At 68.1% G+C, this 16,248-nt stretch carries 17 protein-coding genes; 9 read left to right on the top strand and 8 right to left on the bottom strand.

The features are described from left to right. Positions 1 to 10 precede the first annotated feature (10 nt). Positions 11 to 1,591 carry an MFS transporter gene (locus tag F3K02_RS14220; RefSeq protein ID WP_177136269.1) on the top strand — a complete coding sequence of 527 codons (1,581 nt, stop codon included), beginning with the start codon at positions 11 to 13 and terminating at the stop codon, positions 1,589 to 1,591. A gap of 105 nt (positions 1,592 to 1,696) precedes the next feature. Here the strand turns inward: F3K02_RS14220 and F3K02_RS14215 are convergent, their stop codons facing one another. Both F3K02_RS14215 and F3K02_RS14210 read right to left on the bottom strand, forming a co-directional pair. Next, positions 1,697 to 2,395 carry an alpha/beta hydrolase gene (locus F3K02_RS14215; RefSeq protein WP_246309481.1) on the bottom strand — a complete coding sequence of 233 codons (699 nt, stop codon included), beginning with the start codon at positions 2,393 to 2,395 and terminating at the stop codon, positions 1,697 to 1,699. Positions 2,396 to 2,543: 148 nt separating this feature from the next. Beyond that, on the bottom strand, positions 2,544 to 3,248 hold the full coding sequence (locus F3K02_RS14210) for an alpha/beta hydrolase (protein ID WP_177136267.1): 705 nt from the start codon (positions 3,246 to 3,248) through the stop codon (positions 2,544 to 2,546). A 93-nt stretch (positions 3,249 to 3,341) separates the two neighbouring features. On the opposite strand from F3K02_RS14210, the gene F3K02_RS14205 reads away from it, so the two are divergent. The 5 genes from F3K02_RS14205 to F3K02_RS14185 all read left to right on the top strand — a co-directional run bounded on the left by F3K02_RS14205 (position 3,342) and on the right by F3K02_RS14185 (position 7,917). Further along, entirely contained in the window at positions 3,342 to 4,142 is an 801-nt protein-coding gene (locus F3K02_RS14205; protein WP_177136266.1) for a 2-keto-4-pentenoate hydratase, read from the top strand. A gap of 163 nt (positions 4,143 to 4,305) precedes the next feature. Continuing rightward, positions 4,306 to 5,997 (top strand): AMP-binding protein, encoded by a 1,692-nt coding sequence (locus F3K02_RS14200; protein WP_177136265.1) that lies wholly within the window; start codon positions 4,306 to 4,308, stop codon positions 5,995 to 5,997. 239 nt (positions 5,998 to 6,236) lie between these two features. After that, positions 6,237 to 6,572, top strand: coding sequence for a COG4315 family predicted lipoprotein (locus tag F3K02_RS14195; RefSeq protein ID WP_246309502.1), 336 nt, complete (start codon positions 6,237 to 6,239; stop codon positions 6,570 to 6,572). A 12-nt stretch (positions 6,573 to 6,584) separates the two neighbouring features. Further along, positions 6,585 to 7,106, top strand: a complete 522-nt coding sequence (locus tag F3K02_RS14190; RefSeq protein WP_177136264.1) for an RNA polymerase sigma factor — start codon at positions 6,585 to 6,587, stop codon at positions 7,104 to 7,106. A gap of 13 nt (positions 7,107 to 7,119) precedes the next feature. Further along, the gene (locus F3K02_RS14185) at positions 7,120 to 7,917 is read left to right on the top strand and encodes an anti-sigma factor family protein (RefSeq protein WP_177136263.1); all 798 of its coding nucleotides are present in this window, start codon (positions 7,120 to 7,122) and stop codon (positions 7,915 to 7,917) included. 6 nt (positions 7,918 to 7,923) lie between these two features. Here the strand turns inward: F3K02_RS14185 and fghA are convergent, their stop codons facing one another. The 5 genes from fghA to xdhC all read right to left on the bottom strand — a co-directional run bounded on the left by fghA (position 7,924) and on the right by xdhC (position 13,265). Beyond that, positions 7,924 to 8,790 (bottom strand): S-formylglutathione hydrolase, encoded by an 867-nt coding sequence (gene fghA, locus F3K02_RS14180; RefSeq protein ID WP_177136262.1) that lies wholly within the window; start codon positions 8,788 to 8,790, stop codon positions 7,924 to 7,926. Positions 8,791 to 8,819: 29 nt separating this feature from the next. Beyond that, a complete protein-coding gene (locus tag F3K02_RS14175) occupies positions 8,820 to 9,728 on the bottom strand; it encodes an alpha/beta fold hydrolase (protein WP_177136261.1) in 909 nt (302 codons plus the stop codon). A gap of 25 nt (positions 9,729 to 9,753) precedes the next feature. Further along, positions 9,754 to 10,860 (bottom strand): S-(hydroxymethyl)glutathione dehydrogenase/class III alcohol dehydrogenase, encoded by a 1,107-nt coding sequence (locus F3K02_RS14170; protein WP_177136260.1) that lies wholly within the window; start codon positions 10,858 to 10,860, stop codon positions 9,754 to 9,756. 181 nt (positions 10,861 to 11,041) lie between these two features. Next, positions 11,042 to 12,238: a urate hydroxylase PuuD gene (locus tag F3K02_RS14165; RefSeq protein WP_177136259.1), complete on the bottom strand. Its 1,197-nt coding sequence runs from the start codon at positions 12,236 to 12,238 to the stop codon at positions 11,042 to 11,044. Between the two features lie 193 nt (positions 12,239 to 12,431). Beyond that, entirely contained in the window at positions 12,432 to 13,265 is an 834-nt protein-coding gene (gene xdhC, locus F3K02_RS14160; protein ID WP_177136258.1) for a xanthine dehydrogenase accessory protein XdhC, read from the bottom strand. Between the two features lie 186 nt (positions 13,266 to 13,451). On the opposite strand from xdhC, the gene F3K02_RS14155 reads away from it, so the two are divergent. Continuing rightward, a complete protein-coding gene (locus F3K02_RS14155) occupies positions 13,452 to 14,009 on the top strand; it encodes a hypothetical protein (protein ID WP_246309478.1) in 558 nt (185 codons plus the stop codon). A gap of 196 nt (positions 14,010 to 14,205) precedes the next feature. On the opposite strand, the gene uraH is transcribed toward F3K02_RS14155, so the two are convergent. After that, entirely contained in the window at positions 14,206 to 14,559 is a 354-nt protein-coding gene (uraH, locus tag F3K02_RS14150; protein WP_177136257.1) for a hydroxyisourate hydrolase, read from the bottom strand. Between the two features lie 69 nt (positions 14,560 to 14,628). Here uraH and F3K02_RS14145 point away from each other — a divergent pair, with 69 nt between their 5' ends. Together F3K02_RS14145 and puuE are read left to right on the top strand one after the other, a co-directional pair. Further along, the gene (locus F3K02_RS14145; protein ID WP_177136256.1) at positions 14,629 to 15,297 is read left to right on the top strand and encodes a GntR family transcriptional regulator; all 669 of its coding nucleotides are present in this window, start codon (positions 14,629 to 14,631) and stop codon (positions 15,295 to 15,297) included. Beyond that, positions 15,294 to 16,247: an allantoinase PuuE gene (gene puuE / locus F3K02_RS14140; protein ID WP_177136255.1), complete on the top strand. Its 954-nt coding sequence runs from the start codon at positions 15,294 to 15,296 to the stop codon at positions 16,245 to 16,247. Before F3K02_RS14145 ends, puuE begins: the two co-directional genes overlap by 4 nt. Position 16,248 lies beyond the last annotated feature (1 nt).

The following is a 16,248-nucleotide window of genomic DNA, read 5'->3' as shown; positions in this document are numbered from 1 at the left end:
AATGGGCCCGATGACCCCCTCCCACTCCATCTGGAGTCCCCTGCGACAGCCCGCTTTCCGCGGGCTGTGGCTTTGCGGCGCCGTCTTCTTCATTGGCGCAGGCATGCAGACCATGGCGGCGGCCTGGCTCATGGTCGAGCTGACCGGTTCGTCCTTCCTCGCCGCGCTGGTGCAGACGGCGGTCTTCCTGCCGATGTTCCTGCTGGCGCTGCCCGCGGGCGTGCTGGCCGACACCACCGACCGCCGGCGCCTGATCTCGGGCGCGCTGATCGCGCAGGTGGTCGCCTGCGTGCTGCTGGCCGGGCTGGTGCTCGGCGGCTGGGGCGGGCCGGCGTCGGTGCTGTTCCTGGTCTTCGTGTGCGGCTGCTGCACGGCCGTACTGACCCCGGCCTGGAACTCGTCGGTGATCGACCCGGTGCCGCGCGACGAATGGCCACAGGCGATCACGGCCATCGGCATCGCCTACAACGCGGCGCGCGCGATCGGCCCCACGCTGGCTGGCCTGCTGTTCGCCTGGATGGGCGCGGGCTGGGTGTTTGTGGTCACGGTGTTCACCACAGGCGTGATGTGGGAGTCGATCCGCCGCTGGCCCCCGAAGGCGCACCCGCCCTCGCGCCTGCCGGCCGAACGCCTCTGGGGCGGCACGCTGAGCGGCCTGCGTTTCGCCTGGCACTCGCGCATCATCCTGGCGCAGCTGGTGCGCGTGATGGCGTACAGCGCGGCCGGCTCGGCGCTGTGGGCGCTGCTGCCGGTGATCGCACAGCGCCAGCTCGGCACCGGCGCGCAGGGCTTCGGCCTGCTGATGGGTTGCATGGGCACCGGCGCGGTGGCCTCGGGCCTGGTGATCGGCCGCCTGCGCAGCCGCTTCGGGCTCGACGCCATCATCGCCGCGGCCTGCGTGGCGTTTGCCCTCGTCATGCTGCTGGCCGCCTGGGTGCGTGTGCCGCTGCTGGTGTACGCCGCCATGGCGGTGGGCGGCGCGGCCTGGATGGCGGCCATGTCCACCTTCAACACCGCCACCCAGGCCAGCGCCCCGCCCTGGGTGCGCTCGCGCGCGGTGGCGTTGCACATCGTGGCCTCGCTCGGTGCGTTCGCCATCGGCTCGGCGTTCTGGGGCGCGGTGTCCGACATCGCCGGCCTCACGACGGCGCTGGTGGCCGCCGGGGCCCTGATGGCCGCGGGCCTGCTGCTGGCGCGCCCGTTCCCGCTGCGCGTGGGCGAGGCGCACGAGGTGACCCAGGGCACCCCGTGGGACGAGCTGTTTGTGAACGACGAACCCAGCCCAGAGGCCGGCCCGGTGGCGGTGGAAGTGGGTTACCGCATCCGCGCGGGGGAAGACAAGGCCTTCCTCGACACCATCAGCCGCATGAAGGCGCCGCGCCGACGCGACGGCGCCACCTTCTGGCGCATCTACCGGGACCTGGGCGAACCCTCGCGCTATGTCGAACGGTTCATCGTCACCTCGTGGGCCGACTACCTGCACCAGCGCGCCCGCGCCACCGTGGCCGACCACGCGCTCGAAGCCGAGGTGCGCGAGTTCCTGGCGCCCGGCGAGAGTGCGCACATGTCGCACTACATCGCTGAACGGTGACGCCGTAGCGCTTCGCGCTACCGCCCAGGGCACCGCCGGGCCGGCTTTGCCGGACGGCCAGTGCCGCCCCCTGGGGGGTAGCGCGAAGCGCTGCGGGGGGTCAAGTCAGACCACGCTCAGAACCCCGATCAGCCAGGCCTCCACATCGGCCAGCTCGGTGTCGCTCACCTCGTGGCCCATGGGGTAGTTGTGCCACTCCACCAGGTGGCCCATGACCTGCAGCACGGTGCGCGCGGCGCGGGCGCGGTCAATCGGCACCACCTCGTCGTACTCGCCATGCGCCAGGAAGATGGGCAGGCGCTGGTTGGCGGGATGGGACTCGCTCTGGAGGGTGCGGGCGCCCAGGGGCAGGTAGCCCGAGAGTGCCACGATCGCGGCCAGGCGCTGGGGTGCGCGCAGGCCGGCGTGCACCGCGAGCACGGCGCCTTGCGAGAAGCCCATGAGCACGATGCGCTCGGACGGCATGCCCTGGGCTTCTTCCTGCTCGATCAGCGCCTGAACCAGGCTCTGCGAGGCGCGCAGGCCCGCCTCGTCCGCCGGCAGCGGCGCATGGCGCGGTGCGTCGGACGGCGCGGCGTCGTACCAGGCGTGCATGTCGCTGCCGTTGAAGCTCACGGTGCGCAGGGGCGCATCGGGGAACACGCAGCGCACCGGACCCACGGCGGCCAGGTTCATGCTGCGCAACAGGGGGATGAAGTCACCGCCCGTGGTGCCCAGGCCGTGCAGCACGATGAGGCTGGCCACGGGCGTGGCGGCCGGGTCGCGCCCGGTCACGAAGGTCTGTGGCGGGAGGGTCTGGTTCAATGAAAGATCGGGCACGTACATGAGGCCAGCATAAGCGCCCGCGTGCACCGATGCAGCGAAAACAGGCCTTCAGCGGCGCTGCGGTTGCATCCGGATGCAGACTTCACAAACAAAAGCCAAGTCACCCCCTGCCAAGGCGGTGGCGCGCTCAGTCCGGCGCCAGCACCCGCAGCAAAAAAGCGTTGAGGTCGGCCACCTCTTCGGCGCAGACCGAGTGCCCCATCGGGTAGCTGTGCCAGTCCACGGCGTATCCCAGCGCGGTCAGTGCGTCGCGCGCCGCGGTGCCGCGCTCCAGGACCACCACATCGTCTGCTTCGCCGTGGGCCAGGAAGATGGGCGTGGCGCGGTTGGCGGCGTGCACTTCCGATGCGGTGCGATCGGCCAGGGCGAGGTAGCCCGAGAGCCCCACCAGCCCGGCCAGCCGCTGCGGCGTGCGCAGACCGGCCATGAGCGCGACCACGCAGCCCTGCGAAAAACCCATCAGCACAGTGCGCTCGGCGGGCACGCCGCGCCCGGCCTCGCGGTCGATCAGGGCCTGCGCGATGGTCTGGGCCAGGCGCAACCCGGCTTCGTCTTCTTGGCGCGGGACAGCGGGGTCGGCGCCCGGCGGGTAGATGTCGTACCAGGCGCGCATCTCGTAGCCACCGTTGATGGTGACCGGCTGCACCGGCGCGTTGGGGAACACGAATCGCACCGGGCCGATGGCGCTGAGGTCCAGCTCCTGCGCGATCGGCACGAAGTCGCTGCCGTCGGCACCGAGGCCGTGCAGCACGATGATGCTGGCCGCGGGCTGGGCGGCGGGGTCACCACCGGTGACGAATTCGCGAAGCTGGATGGAGGGGTTCGGGCTCATGGCACCAGCATAACGCGACGCGGTCACCCGAGGGCCTGACACGGGGGCCGCGCCAGCCTATGATGCCGAGCACCCCGTTTTCAGGCCGCCGCCATGTCGCCTCAGGATCTGCTCACCCACCTCGACCAGGGCCGGCTCTGGGGCGCCCCACCCAGCGCCGACCCCGCCTTCGACCTGCCCACCGCCTACGCCCGCGCGCTGGCGGTGCGCGCGCTTCGGCAGGCGCGTGGCGAAGTGCCCCGCGGTTACAAGGTCGGTTTCACCAACCGCACGATCTGGCCCCGCTACAACGTGTTCGAACCCATCTGGGGCACGGTCTACGACAGCACGCTGGCCTTCTGCGAGGGCGCAGGCACGGTCTCGCTGGCGGCCACCTGCCAGCCCCGGCTGGAGCCCGAGATCGTGTTCGGCCTGCGGGCCACCCCGGTGCCCGGAGCCACGCTGGCGCAGCTGTTCGATGCCATCGCCTGGGTCGCACCCGGCTTCGAGATCGTGCAGTCGCACCTGCCGGACTGGAAATTCCAGGCCGCCGACACGGTGGCCGACGGCAGCCTGCACGCGCGCCTGCTGGTCGGGCACCAGACGCCGGTGCACGAACTGGCCGTCGGCGCCGCGCAGCTCGACGCCCTGCTGGCGCAGACCCTCGTCGTGCTGGACCGGCAAGGTCAATCGGTTGAACAGGGCCAGGGCGCCAACGTGCTCGACAGCCCGCTGCGCGCACTGCACCATTTCCTGAACACCCTGCGCGCCTGCCCGGGCGCGCCCGACCTGATGCCCGGCGACGTGGTGACCACCGGCACCTGGACCGACGCCTGGCCGGTGCAGCCGGGCGATCACTGGTCGGCCCATTTTTCCCTGCCCGGCTTCAGCCTCTCGGCCACGTTCACGGCCTGAGGCCGGTCGACACGCAGGCCGTTTGAGCCGCATCAACGATGCCCGGCACGCGGCGGTGCATGCTGGGCGGTGGCAGGGAAAACCCACTGACCCAAACGCCTGTGACAGGGTAGCTTCCCCGAAGGCGATACGCCCTTGACCACAACAACAGGAGACCCCAACCATGAGCCTCGTCGCGCCCGAACTGCTGTCCCTGCAACGCCTCTACCACTGGGAGCAGACCGCACCCAACCGCGTGGCCCTCACGCAACCCCTGGGCAGCGGTGCGGTGCAGGACTTCACCTGGAGCCAGATCGGTGACCAGGTGCGGCGCATGGCGGCACACCTGCAGTCCCAGGGCTGGGAGCCGGGCTCCAAGGTGGCCATTCTCTCGAAGAACTGCGCCTGGTGGATGATGAGCGACCTGGCGATCTGGATGGCCGGCCATGTGTCGGTGCCGCTGTACCCCACGCTCGCGGCCGAGACGGTGCGCCAGATTCTGACCCACAGCGAAGCCCGGGCCTGTTTCATCGGCAAGCTCGACGGCTGGGAGGGCATGAAGCCCGGCGTGCCCGACGGCCTACCCTGCATCAGCTACCCGCTCTCGCCGCTGGACGCGATCGAAAGCTACGAAGGCTGGGACGCCATCTGCGGGCGCAACCAGCCCCTGCCGGGCACACCGCTGCGCCAGGGCGACGAGCTGGCCACGCTGATCTACACCTCGGGCACCACCGGGAGCCCGAAGGGCGTGATGCACAGCTTCGAGAACTTCGCCTGGGCGCTCGACTCGGGCCTCAAGCGCATCCCCATGTCGGCCGACGACCGCATGCTGTCCTACCTGCCGCTGGCGCACGTGGTCGAGCGCATGCTGGTCGAACACGGCTGGCTGCGCACCGGCATGCACGTGTATTTCGCCGAGTCGCTCGACACCTTCGCCGCCGACCTGCAGCGCGCGCGCCCCACCATCTTTTTCTCGGTGCCGCGGCTGTGGGTCAAGTTCCAGCAGGGCGTGCACCACAAGATGCCGCCGGCCAAGCTCAACCGGCTGCTGGGCATCCCCATCCTGGGGGGCATCGTGCGCAGGAAGGTGATGAAGGCGCTGGGCCTGGACCAGTGCCAGTTCGCCGCCGGTGGCGCCGCCCACATGCCGCTGGCCCTGCTGCAGTGGTACAGCCGGCTGGGCCTGCACATCAACGAGGGCTACGGCATGACCGAGAACCTCGCGCTTTCGCACATCACCGAGCCGGGCAAGAACCAGCAGGGCACCGTGGGGCCGGTCTACGAGGGCGTCGAACACCGCATCGATCCGGCCACGGGCGAGGTGCAGATGCGCAGCCAGGCGCTGATGCTGGGCTACTACAAGGACCCGGAGAAAAGCCGCGAGGCCTTCACCGCGGACGGCTGGCTCAGGACCGGCGACAAGGGCGAAATCGACGCCCAGGGCCTGCTGCGCATCACCGGCCGGGTGAAAGACCTGTTCAAGACCGGCAAGGGCAAATACGTGGCACCCGCGCCGATCGAGGACAAGCTGGTCGAGCACGAGGCGGTGGAAGCCTGCGTGGTGACCGGCGCCAACCTGGGCCAGCCGCTGGGCATCGTGATGCTCAACGCCGAGGCGGTGACCCGCGCGGCGAATCCCGGCACGCGCGCCGAACTCGAACGCTCACTGGCGCAACACCTCCAGCGCATCAACGCCACGCTCGACCCACACGAGCAGCTGCAATGCATCGTGCTCGTGACCACCGCCTGGACGGTGGACAACGACGTGATCACGCCAACCTTCAAGGTCAAGCGCAACCGCATCGAAGACCTGTACGCGAAGCACTACGAAGCCTGGGAAAACACCGGCAGCAAGATCATCTGGTCCGACTTCTGAGCCCGGGCATCAAAAAAACAGTGGGGCCATCGGGAATAAATGGGCTCGCTGCGGTGTTCACCGCATGTCAGTCCCTGTTTAACCTCTGTTCAAGGAGCCTGCTCATGCAACGCCGATCCCTCCTGTTTTCCACTTCTGCCACCCTTCTGCTGGGCGCCGCCCTGCTGGTGGGCTGCGCCGGCCCCCGAGGCATGGGCGGGCCCGGCCACCACGGCATGATGAAGCGCCCCGGCTACGGCATGGCCCCGGCGGCTGCGGCCTCCGCACCCGCGGGTGCCCCGATGGTGGCCAACGGCATGTTGACCGGCCCCAACGGCATGACGCTCTACACCTTCGACCGCGACACGGCCGGCAGTGGCAAGAGCGTCTGCAACGGCCCCTGCGCCACCAACTGGCCGCCGCTGATGGCCGGCAACGCCGCCCCCGCGGGCGACTACAGCGTGGTCACGCGCGATGACGGTGGCAAACAGCTGGCCTACAAAGGCAAGCCGCTGTACTACTGGGTCAAGGACACCAAGCCCGGCGACATGACCGGTGACGGTTTCAACGGTGTCTGGCACGTCGTCAAGCCCTGAAAGCGGCCAGGTTTGGGCCCGGAAGGCGCGCTGACCCACATCCCCCGACTGCGGCGCTATGCGCGCCTGCTCACGGGGGATGCCAGCCGTGCCGACGACCTGGTGCAGGACACGCTGGAACGGGCCTGCCACAAGTGGTCGCTGTGGCGCCCGCGCGAAGACGGCAGCGGCCTGAGGGGCTGGCTGCTCTCGCTGATGCACAACCTGTACCTGAACCAGGTGCGCGACCAGGTGCACGAGCGCCAGGCGGTGGAACTGGACGAGGGCAACGAGCCCAGCCACGACCCGTTCCTGCACACGCCCGAGCGACTGGACCTGGAACAGGCGCTGCGCCAGCTGAACCCGGCGCTGCGCGAGGTGGTGTTGCTGGTGTGTGTGGAAGAAATGCCCTACGCAGAAGCCGCCCAGGTGCTGGGCGTTCCGGCGGGCACGGTGATGTCGCGGCTGTCGCGCGGTCGCGAACAGCTGCGCCACCTGATGGACGGCGGTGCACCGGTTCAGACCCGGACACCCCGGTTGAAGATCGTGAAATGAAAACGCATCGAGCATGACCTCCGACAACCCCACCCACGTGACCGACGCCGAGCTGCACGCCTGGGTCGACGGCCAGTTGCACCCCGAGTTCGTCCCGGTGGTGTCGGACTGGCTGTTGCAACACCCCGACGCCGCCGCCCGGGTCCAGGCCTGGCAGGCCCAGCGCCTGGGCCTGCAGGCGCTGCAGCGCGGTGTGCTCGACGAGCCCGTGCCGCTGGCGCTGGCCCGCGCCACACGGCCGCGCCGTTCGCGGCCCTGGCTGCAGGGCCTGGTGGCCAGCCTGATGCTGGGCCTGGGCTTCGCGGGCGGCTGGTGGCTGCGCCCGGTCGACACGCCGCTGGCCGGCGCTGGCGAACCCGGCTTCGTGCAGGAAGCGCGCGTGGCGCATGCGGTGTATGTGCCCGAAAAACGCCACGCGGTCGAGGTCGGTGTGCAGGAGCAGGCGCACTTGGTGCAGTGGCTGTCGCGTCGCCTGGGCACGCCGCTGAAGGCGCCGCTTCTGGAAGACCAGGGTTTTGGCCTGATGGGCGGGCGCCTGCTGCCCGGCCAGGCGGGTGAACCGCGCGCGCTGTTCATGTACGAGAACCCCGCGGCCGGGCGCATCACGCTGCATGTCTCGGTGCTGCCGGGCGATGCCGCCCCGGCGCCCGCGGCATTCCGCTTCGCGCGGGTGGGTCAGACCGAAACTTTTTACTGGGTCGAGGGTTCGCTGGGCTACGCGCTCAGCGGCGATCTGCCCCGGGAACGGCTGGCGCAGCTGGCCGACGCGGTCTACCGGCAGCTGCAGCAGCCCGGCGCCCTGCCCGGCTGAGACCGCTCAGGCTTGCGCCAGCGCCTGCGCGTGGTGGCGCAGGTGGTCTTCCATGAAGGTGCCGATGAAATAGTAGCCGTGGTCGTAACCCGCGTGGCGGCGCAGCGTGAGTGGCTGGCCGGCCTGCGCGCAGGCGGCTTCAAAGGCTTCGGGGTACAGCTGTTCGGCGAGGAATTTGTCGGCCAGGCCCTGGTCGATCAGGATGCCGCCCGGGTACGGCGCGGTCTTCTGCTGCGCCATGAGCAGGCTGGCATCGTGTTCCGCCCAGATGCTTTCATCTTGGCCGAGGTAACCGGTGAAGGCCTTGTGACCCCAGGGGCATTTCGTGGGCGCGCAGATGGGTGCGAACGCCGAAAGGCTCTGGAACACGCCCGGGTGGCGCAAGGCCAGGGTGAGCGCCCCGTGCCCGCCCATGGAGTGCCCGAACAGGCCCTGGCGCTTGCTGTCCAGCTGGAACTCGGCGGTCACCGCCGGCAGCAGTTCTTTCAGCAGGTAGCTCTCCATGCACCAGTGGCCCGACCAGGGCGCCTGCGTGGCATCGAGGTAAAAGCCGGCGCCGACGCCGAAGTCCCAGTGGTGGTCTTCGCTGTCCACGCCGGTGTTGCGCGGGCTGGTGTCCGGCATCAGCAGCGCCAGGCCGAGCTGGGCGGCCAGACGCTGCGCACCCGCTTTCATGGAGAAGGTTTCTTCGGTGCAGGTCAGGCCCGCGAGGAAAGTGAGCAAAGGCACTTTTTGCCCGGCCAGCGCCTGCGGCGGCAGGAACAGCGCAAAATGCATCGGCAAGCCGATCTCGCTCGACGCGTGTTTGTAGAAACGCTGCACGCCGCCGAAGCAGCCGTGTTCGCTGACCAGTTCAAGGCGCGCAAAACCCATGGTGTGTTTCTCCGTGAGGGTGCCCGCCTTCAACGGCGGATCAGTTCCAGTATGGCGTCGGCGAAGACGCGCGGCGCTTCCTGCGGCAGGTTGTGGCCCACACCGGGCAGGATGCGGTGCGACCTGGGTCCGGTGAAGCGGTGGGCGTTGGCCTGTTCCGGCTCGGCCGGCCGCACGCCGTCCGCCTCACCGTCCAGCGTGATGACGGGCACGCCGATCACCGGCTGCGCGGCCAGGCGGCGCTCCACCTCGGCCACCGCCGGGTCGCCCGGCACCAGGCCGAAGCGGTGGCGGTAGGAGTGGATGACCACCTCGACAAAATCGGGGTTGTCGAAGGCGGCCGCGCTGCGGTCGAAGGCGGCGTCGTCGAAAGCCCAGGTGGGCGACCACATCTGCCAGAGCAGCTTGCAGAGCGCTCGCCGATCCTGCTGCAGCGCGGCGCGGCCGCGCTCGCTGTGGAACAGGTACTGGTACCAGAGCCGGTGTTCGTTGGCCGGCGTGTCCGGCACCATGGCGCGCGCGATGTTCTGGATGTTGTAGCTGTTGACCGAGACCAGCCCCGCACAGCGCTCGGGCCACAGGGCCGCCACCACGCAGGCCGCGCGGCCGCCCCAGTCGTAGCCGGCCAGCACCGCGCGATCGATGTGCAGCGCATCGAGCAACGCCAGCAGATCGGCCCCCAGCACCGCCTGCTCGCCGGAGCGGGGCGTCGAGGCCTCCAGGAACCGCGTGGCACCGAAACCGCGCAGGTACGGCACCACCACGCGGCAGCCGGCGTCGGCCAACATCGGCGCGACGTCGGCGTACGCGTGGATGTCGTAGGGGAAGCCGTGCATCAGCAGCACCGGCGGGCCGTCGACGGGCCCGGCCAGGTGGCAGGCCACCTCCAGCACGCCGGCGCGCACGCGGGTGTCGGCGTTCAGGGTGGGCAGCGCCATGGCGAGCTCAGAGGCTGAGAGTCTCTTAGAACTCGACCACCGAGCGGATCGATTCGCCGCTCTTCATCAGATCAAAGCCCTTGTTGATGTCTTCCAGCTTGAGCTTGTGGGTGATGAGGTCGTCGATGTTGATCTTGCCGTCCATGTACCAGTCCACGATCTTCGGCACGTCGGTGCGGCCGCGTGCGCCGCCGAAGGCCGAGCCTTCCCACTTGCGGCCGGTGACGAGCTGGAACGGGCGCGTGCTGATCTCGGCGCCGGCCTCGGCCACGCCGATGATGATGCTGCGGCCCCAGCCCTTGTGCGTGCACTCCAGCGCGTCGCGCATCACCTTGGTGTTGCCGATGCACTCGAAGCTGTAGTCGGCGCCGCCGTCGGTGAGTTGCACAATGGCGTCAACGACGTTGGCGTGGTCCTTGGGGTTGATGAAGTGCGTCATGCCGAACTTGCGCGCCATGGCTTCGCGCGCGGGGTTCAGGTCGACACCGATGATCTTGTCGGCGCCCACCATCTTCGCGCCCTGGATCACGTTCAGGCCGATGCCGCCGAGGCCGAACACCACCACGTTGGCACCGGCTTCCACCTTGGCGGTGAAGATCACCGCGCCGATGCCGGTGGTGACGCCGCAGCCGATGTAGCAGACCTTGTCGAAGGGCGCGTCTTCGCGGATCTTGGCCAGCGAAATTTCAGCCGCCACGGTGTAGTTGCTGAAGGTGCTGGTGCCCATGTAATGGAAGATGGGCTGACCGTCCAGGCTGAAACGGCTGGTGGCGTCGGGCATCAGGCCCTTGCCCTGCGTGCCACGGATCAGCTGGCAGAGGTTGGTCTTGCGGCTCAGGCAGAACTTGCACTGGCGGCATTCGGGCGTGTAGAGCGGGATGACGTGGTCGCCCTTCTTGAGCGAGGTCACGCCCGGGCCCACGTCCACCACGATGCCCGCGCCCTCATGCCCAAGGATGGCCGGGAAGATGCCTTCGGGATCGGCACCCGAGAGCGTGTAGTAGTCGGTATGGCAGATGCCGGTGGCCTTGATCTCGACCAGCACTTCACCGAACTTCGGACCTTCGAGATCGACGGTTTCGATGGTCAGGGGCTGGCCTGCTTTCCAGGCGACGGCGGCTTTGGTTTTCATGGCGTTGGACTCGGTGTTGTGACGGCGGCACCGAGGTTACCGCAGAACAAGAAAGCCCATGCTCACCACCCGCTGGCGTTTCCGGAGCGACATGCCTGGAACCCGGAACACCGCGGATCTGGCTTCGTCAGGCCGCAGGTGTGCCCCCCTGGGGGGGGTAGCGCGAAGCGCTGCAGGGGGGTCAATCGGTCCGTGCGCCGTCCATGAACCACTGCGCAAACAGGGCACGCTCTGCGTCGGTCAGGCCGGTGGCGTTGTTCATGGGCATGGCCTTCATGAGCACCACCTGCTGGTAGATCATCTGCGCGTGCTGCTTGACGGCGGCTGGCTGGTCCAGGCGCACCCCCTTGGACTGCAGGGCTTCGCCGTGGCACATCACGCAGTGCTGCTCGATCACCGGCTTGAGCTGGGCGTAGCCCACCGTTTCAGGAGTCGCCACCGCAGCCACCGGCGCGGGCTTGAGCCAGACGATGAGCGCGAGCAAGGCCACCACGCCCACGGCCGCGTAGGGCCAGGGATGGGCGTTGCGGCCGAGCTTGAAGCCGTGGCGCATGACGAAGAACTGGCGGATGGCGGCGCCCGCGAACATCATGCCGATGAGGATCAACCAGTTGTGCTCGTTGGCGTAGGTGAAGCTGTAGTGGTTGCTCAGCATGGCGAACAGCACCGGCAGCGTGAAGTAGGTGTTGTGCACGCTGCGCTGCTTGCCGCGTTTGCCGTGGATCGGGTCCACCGGGCGGCCGGCTTTGATGTCGGCCACCACGGTGCGCTGGCCGGGGATGATCCAGAAGAACACGTTGGCGCTCATCGAGGTGGCGAGCATGGCGCCCATCAGCAGGAAGGCCGCACGGCCGGCAAACATCTGCGTGGCGGCGTAGGCCGCAATGCACACCAGCACCAGCACCAGCGCACCGACCTTGGCGTCGCCGTTGTCGGTCTGGCCCAGCGTGCGGCAGATGGCGTCGTAGAGCAGCCAGAACACCACCAGGAACGCCAGCGCCGCAGCGATGGCGCCGGCCGGGCTCCACTGCATGATGCTGGGATCGATCAGGTAGACGCTGGGGCTCCACAGGTACGAAATGAGGAACAGCGCAAAGCCCGAGAGCCAGGTGGAATAACTTTCCCAGTAGAACCAGTGCAGGTGCTCGGGCAGCTTGGGCGGCGCGCCCGAGAACTTGACCGGGTGATAGAAACCGCCGCCGTGCAGCGCCCAGAGTTCGCCGCTGACGCCGTCTTTTTTGAGCTGCTCGTCTTCGGGCGGCGTGAGGCTGCTGTCGAGGAAGACGAAATAGAAGGAGGAGCCGATCCAGGCGATGGCGACGATGACGTGCAGCCAGCGCAACAGCAGGTTGGCCCAATCGAGCAGATAAGTTTCCATGGCACCTCAACACGACGACGGACACCCGTCAGGGTTTGCGACTCACCACCGCGGGCGCTCTGAGCCGACTGAGGGCCGCGTTTGAGCGTCGATGCTGTTGAACGACGCCCGCTCCGCTGCGACCAGACCGCCAAAGTGTATACACTTTTTGCAAACAGTCGACTGCGTGATAACCCGCAGATCCCGCCTCGTTTCAGCCCTTGGCGAACCCGGACCGGACTAGCAACAACTGCGCCACGACCGAGGCCGCGATCACGGCGGGCTCCTTGCCGGTGATGCCCGGCAGGCCGATCGGACAGGTGATCCGGGCCAGCTCGGCGTCGCCGAAGCCACGCTCGGTCAGGCGGTGCCGGAAGGTGGCCCATTTGGTGTGGCTGCCGATCAGGCCCACGAACGGCAGGTCGGCCGTGGTGCGCTGGCGCTGCAGGCAGGCCGCCACGATGTCGAGGTCTTCGGCGTGTGAAAAGCTCATGATCAGCACCAGCGAACCAGGAGCGAGATCACCCACGGCCGCCTGCACCGGGTCGGAATGTTCCGCATGCACCTGCGGCGGCAGATCGCCGGGAAACACCTCGTCGCGGCTGTCGATCCAGGTCACCTCAAAGGGCAAGGGCGCCAGCGCCTGCACGATGGCCCGCCCCACGTGACCGCCGCCGAACAGGGCCAGCGGCGTCAGCCGGGGGCTCAGGCGCTGGCGCAAGGCGTCACGGTCCGCCGCCTGCACCGGCTCGAACCGCAGGCGCACGCGACCACCACAACACTGCCCCAGGCTGGGCCCCAGGGCCGCCTCGTGCTCCCACGCGCCGCCTCCCGCCGGGTCGCCGGGCCGTGCCAGCCGTTCGCGCGCCTGGCGAACGGCGTTCCATTCGAGCTGGCCGCCACCGATCGTGCCCACCAGCGTGTCGGCAAACACCGCCATCCAGGCGCCGCGCTCGCGCGGCACCGAGCCGCGCGTCTCCGACACGCTGACCAGCACCGCCGGTGCCCGGGTCAGATGCCGCAAAAAAACATCGAGATCGGGGGTCATGTGTGGTGCGTTTGCCTACAGAAACTGTGTGAATACGTAACGCCGGAGCCTGCTGCGAAGTATCACCGCGACCAGCAAACACGCCCAGGCGAAAGACACATACACTTCATCAGATTGCCCGTATGAGCCCGCCATCGCCACCCCGCTGGCAGCCCGCGCGGACCTCGCATCAGGAGACCTGGCACCATGAACATCACCACCCCCGCCCATCCGGGACCGGTCGGCCCCGCACCAGCCGACTCCAGCCGCCTGCGCAGCGCCTGGGGATTGCTCGGTTTGTGCGCCGCTGCCCTGCTGGCCGCCTGCGCGTCGCCAGTGACAGCACCCCCCACAACACCAACGGCCGTCGAACCCATAGCCTTGCCGGCGCCCTCATCCGAATTGCCCCCGAGTCTGGTGTCGCAGGCGGACAATCCCCGCGCCTACCGCCAGGACGGCGCCCGCCACATCTACGGGAAAAACGCCCACCGCATCTTCAAGGGCCAGCTGCCGCCGCTGATGCACGCCGTCGGCGTGCTGCAGGTGGATCTGGACAACCGCGGCAACGTGCGGCGCCTGAACTGGATGCGTGCCCCCTCCCATGCCCCCGACGTGGTGCGCGAGATCGAACGCACCGTGCACGAAGCGGCCCCGTTTCCGGCACCCGTACAGCTGGGCAGCGTGATCTACACCGACGTCTGGCTGTGGGACAAGAGCGGCAACTTCCAGCTCGATACGCTGACCGAAGGGCAAAGGAGTAAATAAACACCCCCGCCGCGCTGCGCGCGACCCCCTCAAGGGGGCAACGCGGTGCGGCCCGGCAAAGCCGGTTCCGCCGCGTTCTGGGTGAAGACACGCAGCGCCGGAGGGGGAGTTTGTCCCAGGGCACCGCCGGGCCGGCTTTGCCGGACGGCCAGTGCCGCCCCCCCTTGGGGGGTGACGCGAAGCGGCGCGGGGGGGGTCAGCTCCCTCTGTATGTGGAATAACTCCACGGACTCACCAGCAGCGGCACGTGGTAGTGCTCGCTGGTGTGGGCCACGCCGAAGTCCAGCGCCACGCGGTTGAGGAAATTGGGCTCGGGCAGCACCACGCCCCTGGCCGCGAAATACCCCTTCACATCAAACACCAGCCGGTAGGTGCCTACCTTGAGACTGGTGTTGTCGTAGAGCGGGCCATCGGGGTTGCGGCCGTCGGCGTTGAGTTCGAAACGCTTGACCAGCGTGGCCTGCTCGCCCTCGGTGGTGTAAAGCTCCACGGCCATGCCGGCGGCCGGACAGCCATGCATGGTGTCCAGAACGTGTGTACTCAAACCCATCGCAGATCCTTTCAATTGCAGTCGACTGAAAGTGTATACACTTTTTGTTTTTCTGGATATGATGACCGCATGGAAACCTCCAGCACGCGCCAGATCGTCGAGTCCCTCACCAAGGCCATCGTGGAGCACCGGTTGCATCCGGGTACCAAACTGGCCGAGCAGAAACTCGCGGACCACTTTGGCGTCTCGCGCACGCTGGTGCGCCAGGCGCTGTTCCAGCTCTCGCAAAACCGCCTGATCCGCCTGGAGCCCGCGCGCGGCGCCTTTGTGGCGGCGCCCTCTGTCGAGGAAGCCAAGCAGGTGTTTGCCGTGCGCCGCATGCTGGAGACCGAAATGACGCGCGCCTTCGTGCGCCAGGTCACGCCAAGCAAGATCAAGGCCTTGCGCGAACACGTGGCGCAGGAAAAACGGGCCGTGGACAACCAGGATGTACCGGGCCGCACCGAACTGCTGGGCGACTTCCACGTGCGTTTGGCGGAACTCATGGGCAACCAGGTGCTGGCCGAACTCTTGCGCGAGCTGATCTCACGCTGCGCCCTCATCACGCTGATGTACCAGAGCACCAACGCGGCCGAACACTCCAACGAAGAACATGTCGCCATCGTCAAGGCCCTCGCCGCCAAAGACGAAGAAACCGCCGTACGGCTGATGAACGAACACCTGATGCATGTGGAAGAAAACCTGACCTTCGACCGCAAGGTCCCTAGCAACGACATCTCCCTGGCGCTCTCATCATGACTGTCTACGACTCCACCCTGCCCTACCCCCGCGACCTGGTAGGCTATGGCCGGGACGTGCCCCATGCGCGCTGGCCGAATGGCGCGCGCATCGCCGTGCAGTTCGTGCTGAACTACGAAGAAGGTGGCGAGAACTGTGTGTTGCACGGCGACGCAGGCTCGGAGCAGTTCCTGTCCGAGATGTTCAACCCGGCCTCGTTCCCGGACCGACACATCAGCATGGAAGGCATTTACGAATACGGCTCACGCGCGGGTGTGTGGCGGCTGCTGCGCGAGTTTGAAAAGCGGGGGCTTCCGCTGACCGTGTTTGGCGTCGCCACCGCGCTGGAAAAACACCCCGAGCTGACCGCGGCCTTCCAGGAACTCGGCTATGACATCGCCTGCCACGGCCTGAAGTGGATCCATTACCAGGCCATCGACGAGGCCACCGAGCGCGCCCACATGGCCGAGGCGATGGCGATCATTCAGCGCCTCACGGGCGAGCGCCCGCTGGGCTGGTACACCGGCCGCGACAGCCCCAACACCCGCCGCCTCGTGGCCGACTTCGGTGGCTTCGAATACGACAGCGACTACTACGGCGAAGACCTGCCGTTCTGGATGAAGGTCCGCAAGAGCGACGGCAGCGACACGCACCAGCTCATCGTGCCCTACACGCTGGACTGCAACGACATGCGCTTCGCCCTGCCCCAGGGTTATTCGCACGCCGACCCGTTCTTCCAGTACATGAAAGACAGCTTCGACGCGCTCTACGCCGAAGGCGACCCCGAGGGGCTGGACCGACCCAAGATGATGAGCATCGGCATGCACTGCCGCCTGCTCGGCCGCCCGGGCCGCATCACCGCGCTGCAACGCTTCCTGGACCACATCCAGTCGCACGACCACGTGTGGGTGGCGCGCCGGCTGGACATCGCGCGGCACTGGAAGGCCACGCACCCCCTTCACACAGCCTGAA

The organism is Hydrogenophaga aromaticivorans (genome assembly GCF_013387465.1).
Taxonomy (GTDB): Bacteria; Pseudomonadota; Gammaproteobacteria; order Burkholderiales; family Burkholderiaceae_C; genus Hydrogenophaga; species Hydrogenophaga aromaticivorans.
This window is presented reverse-complemented; position numbering and strand designations above follow the sequence as displayed.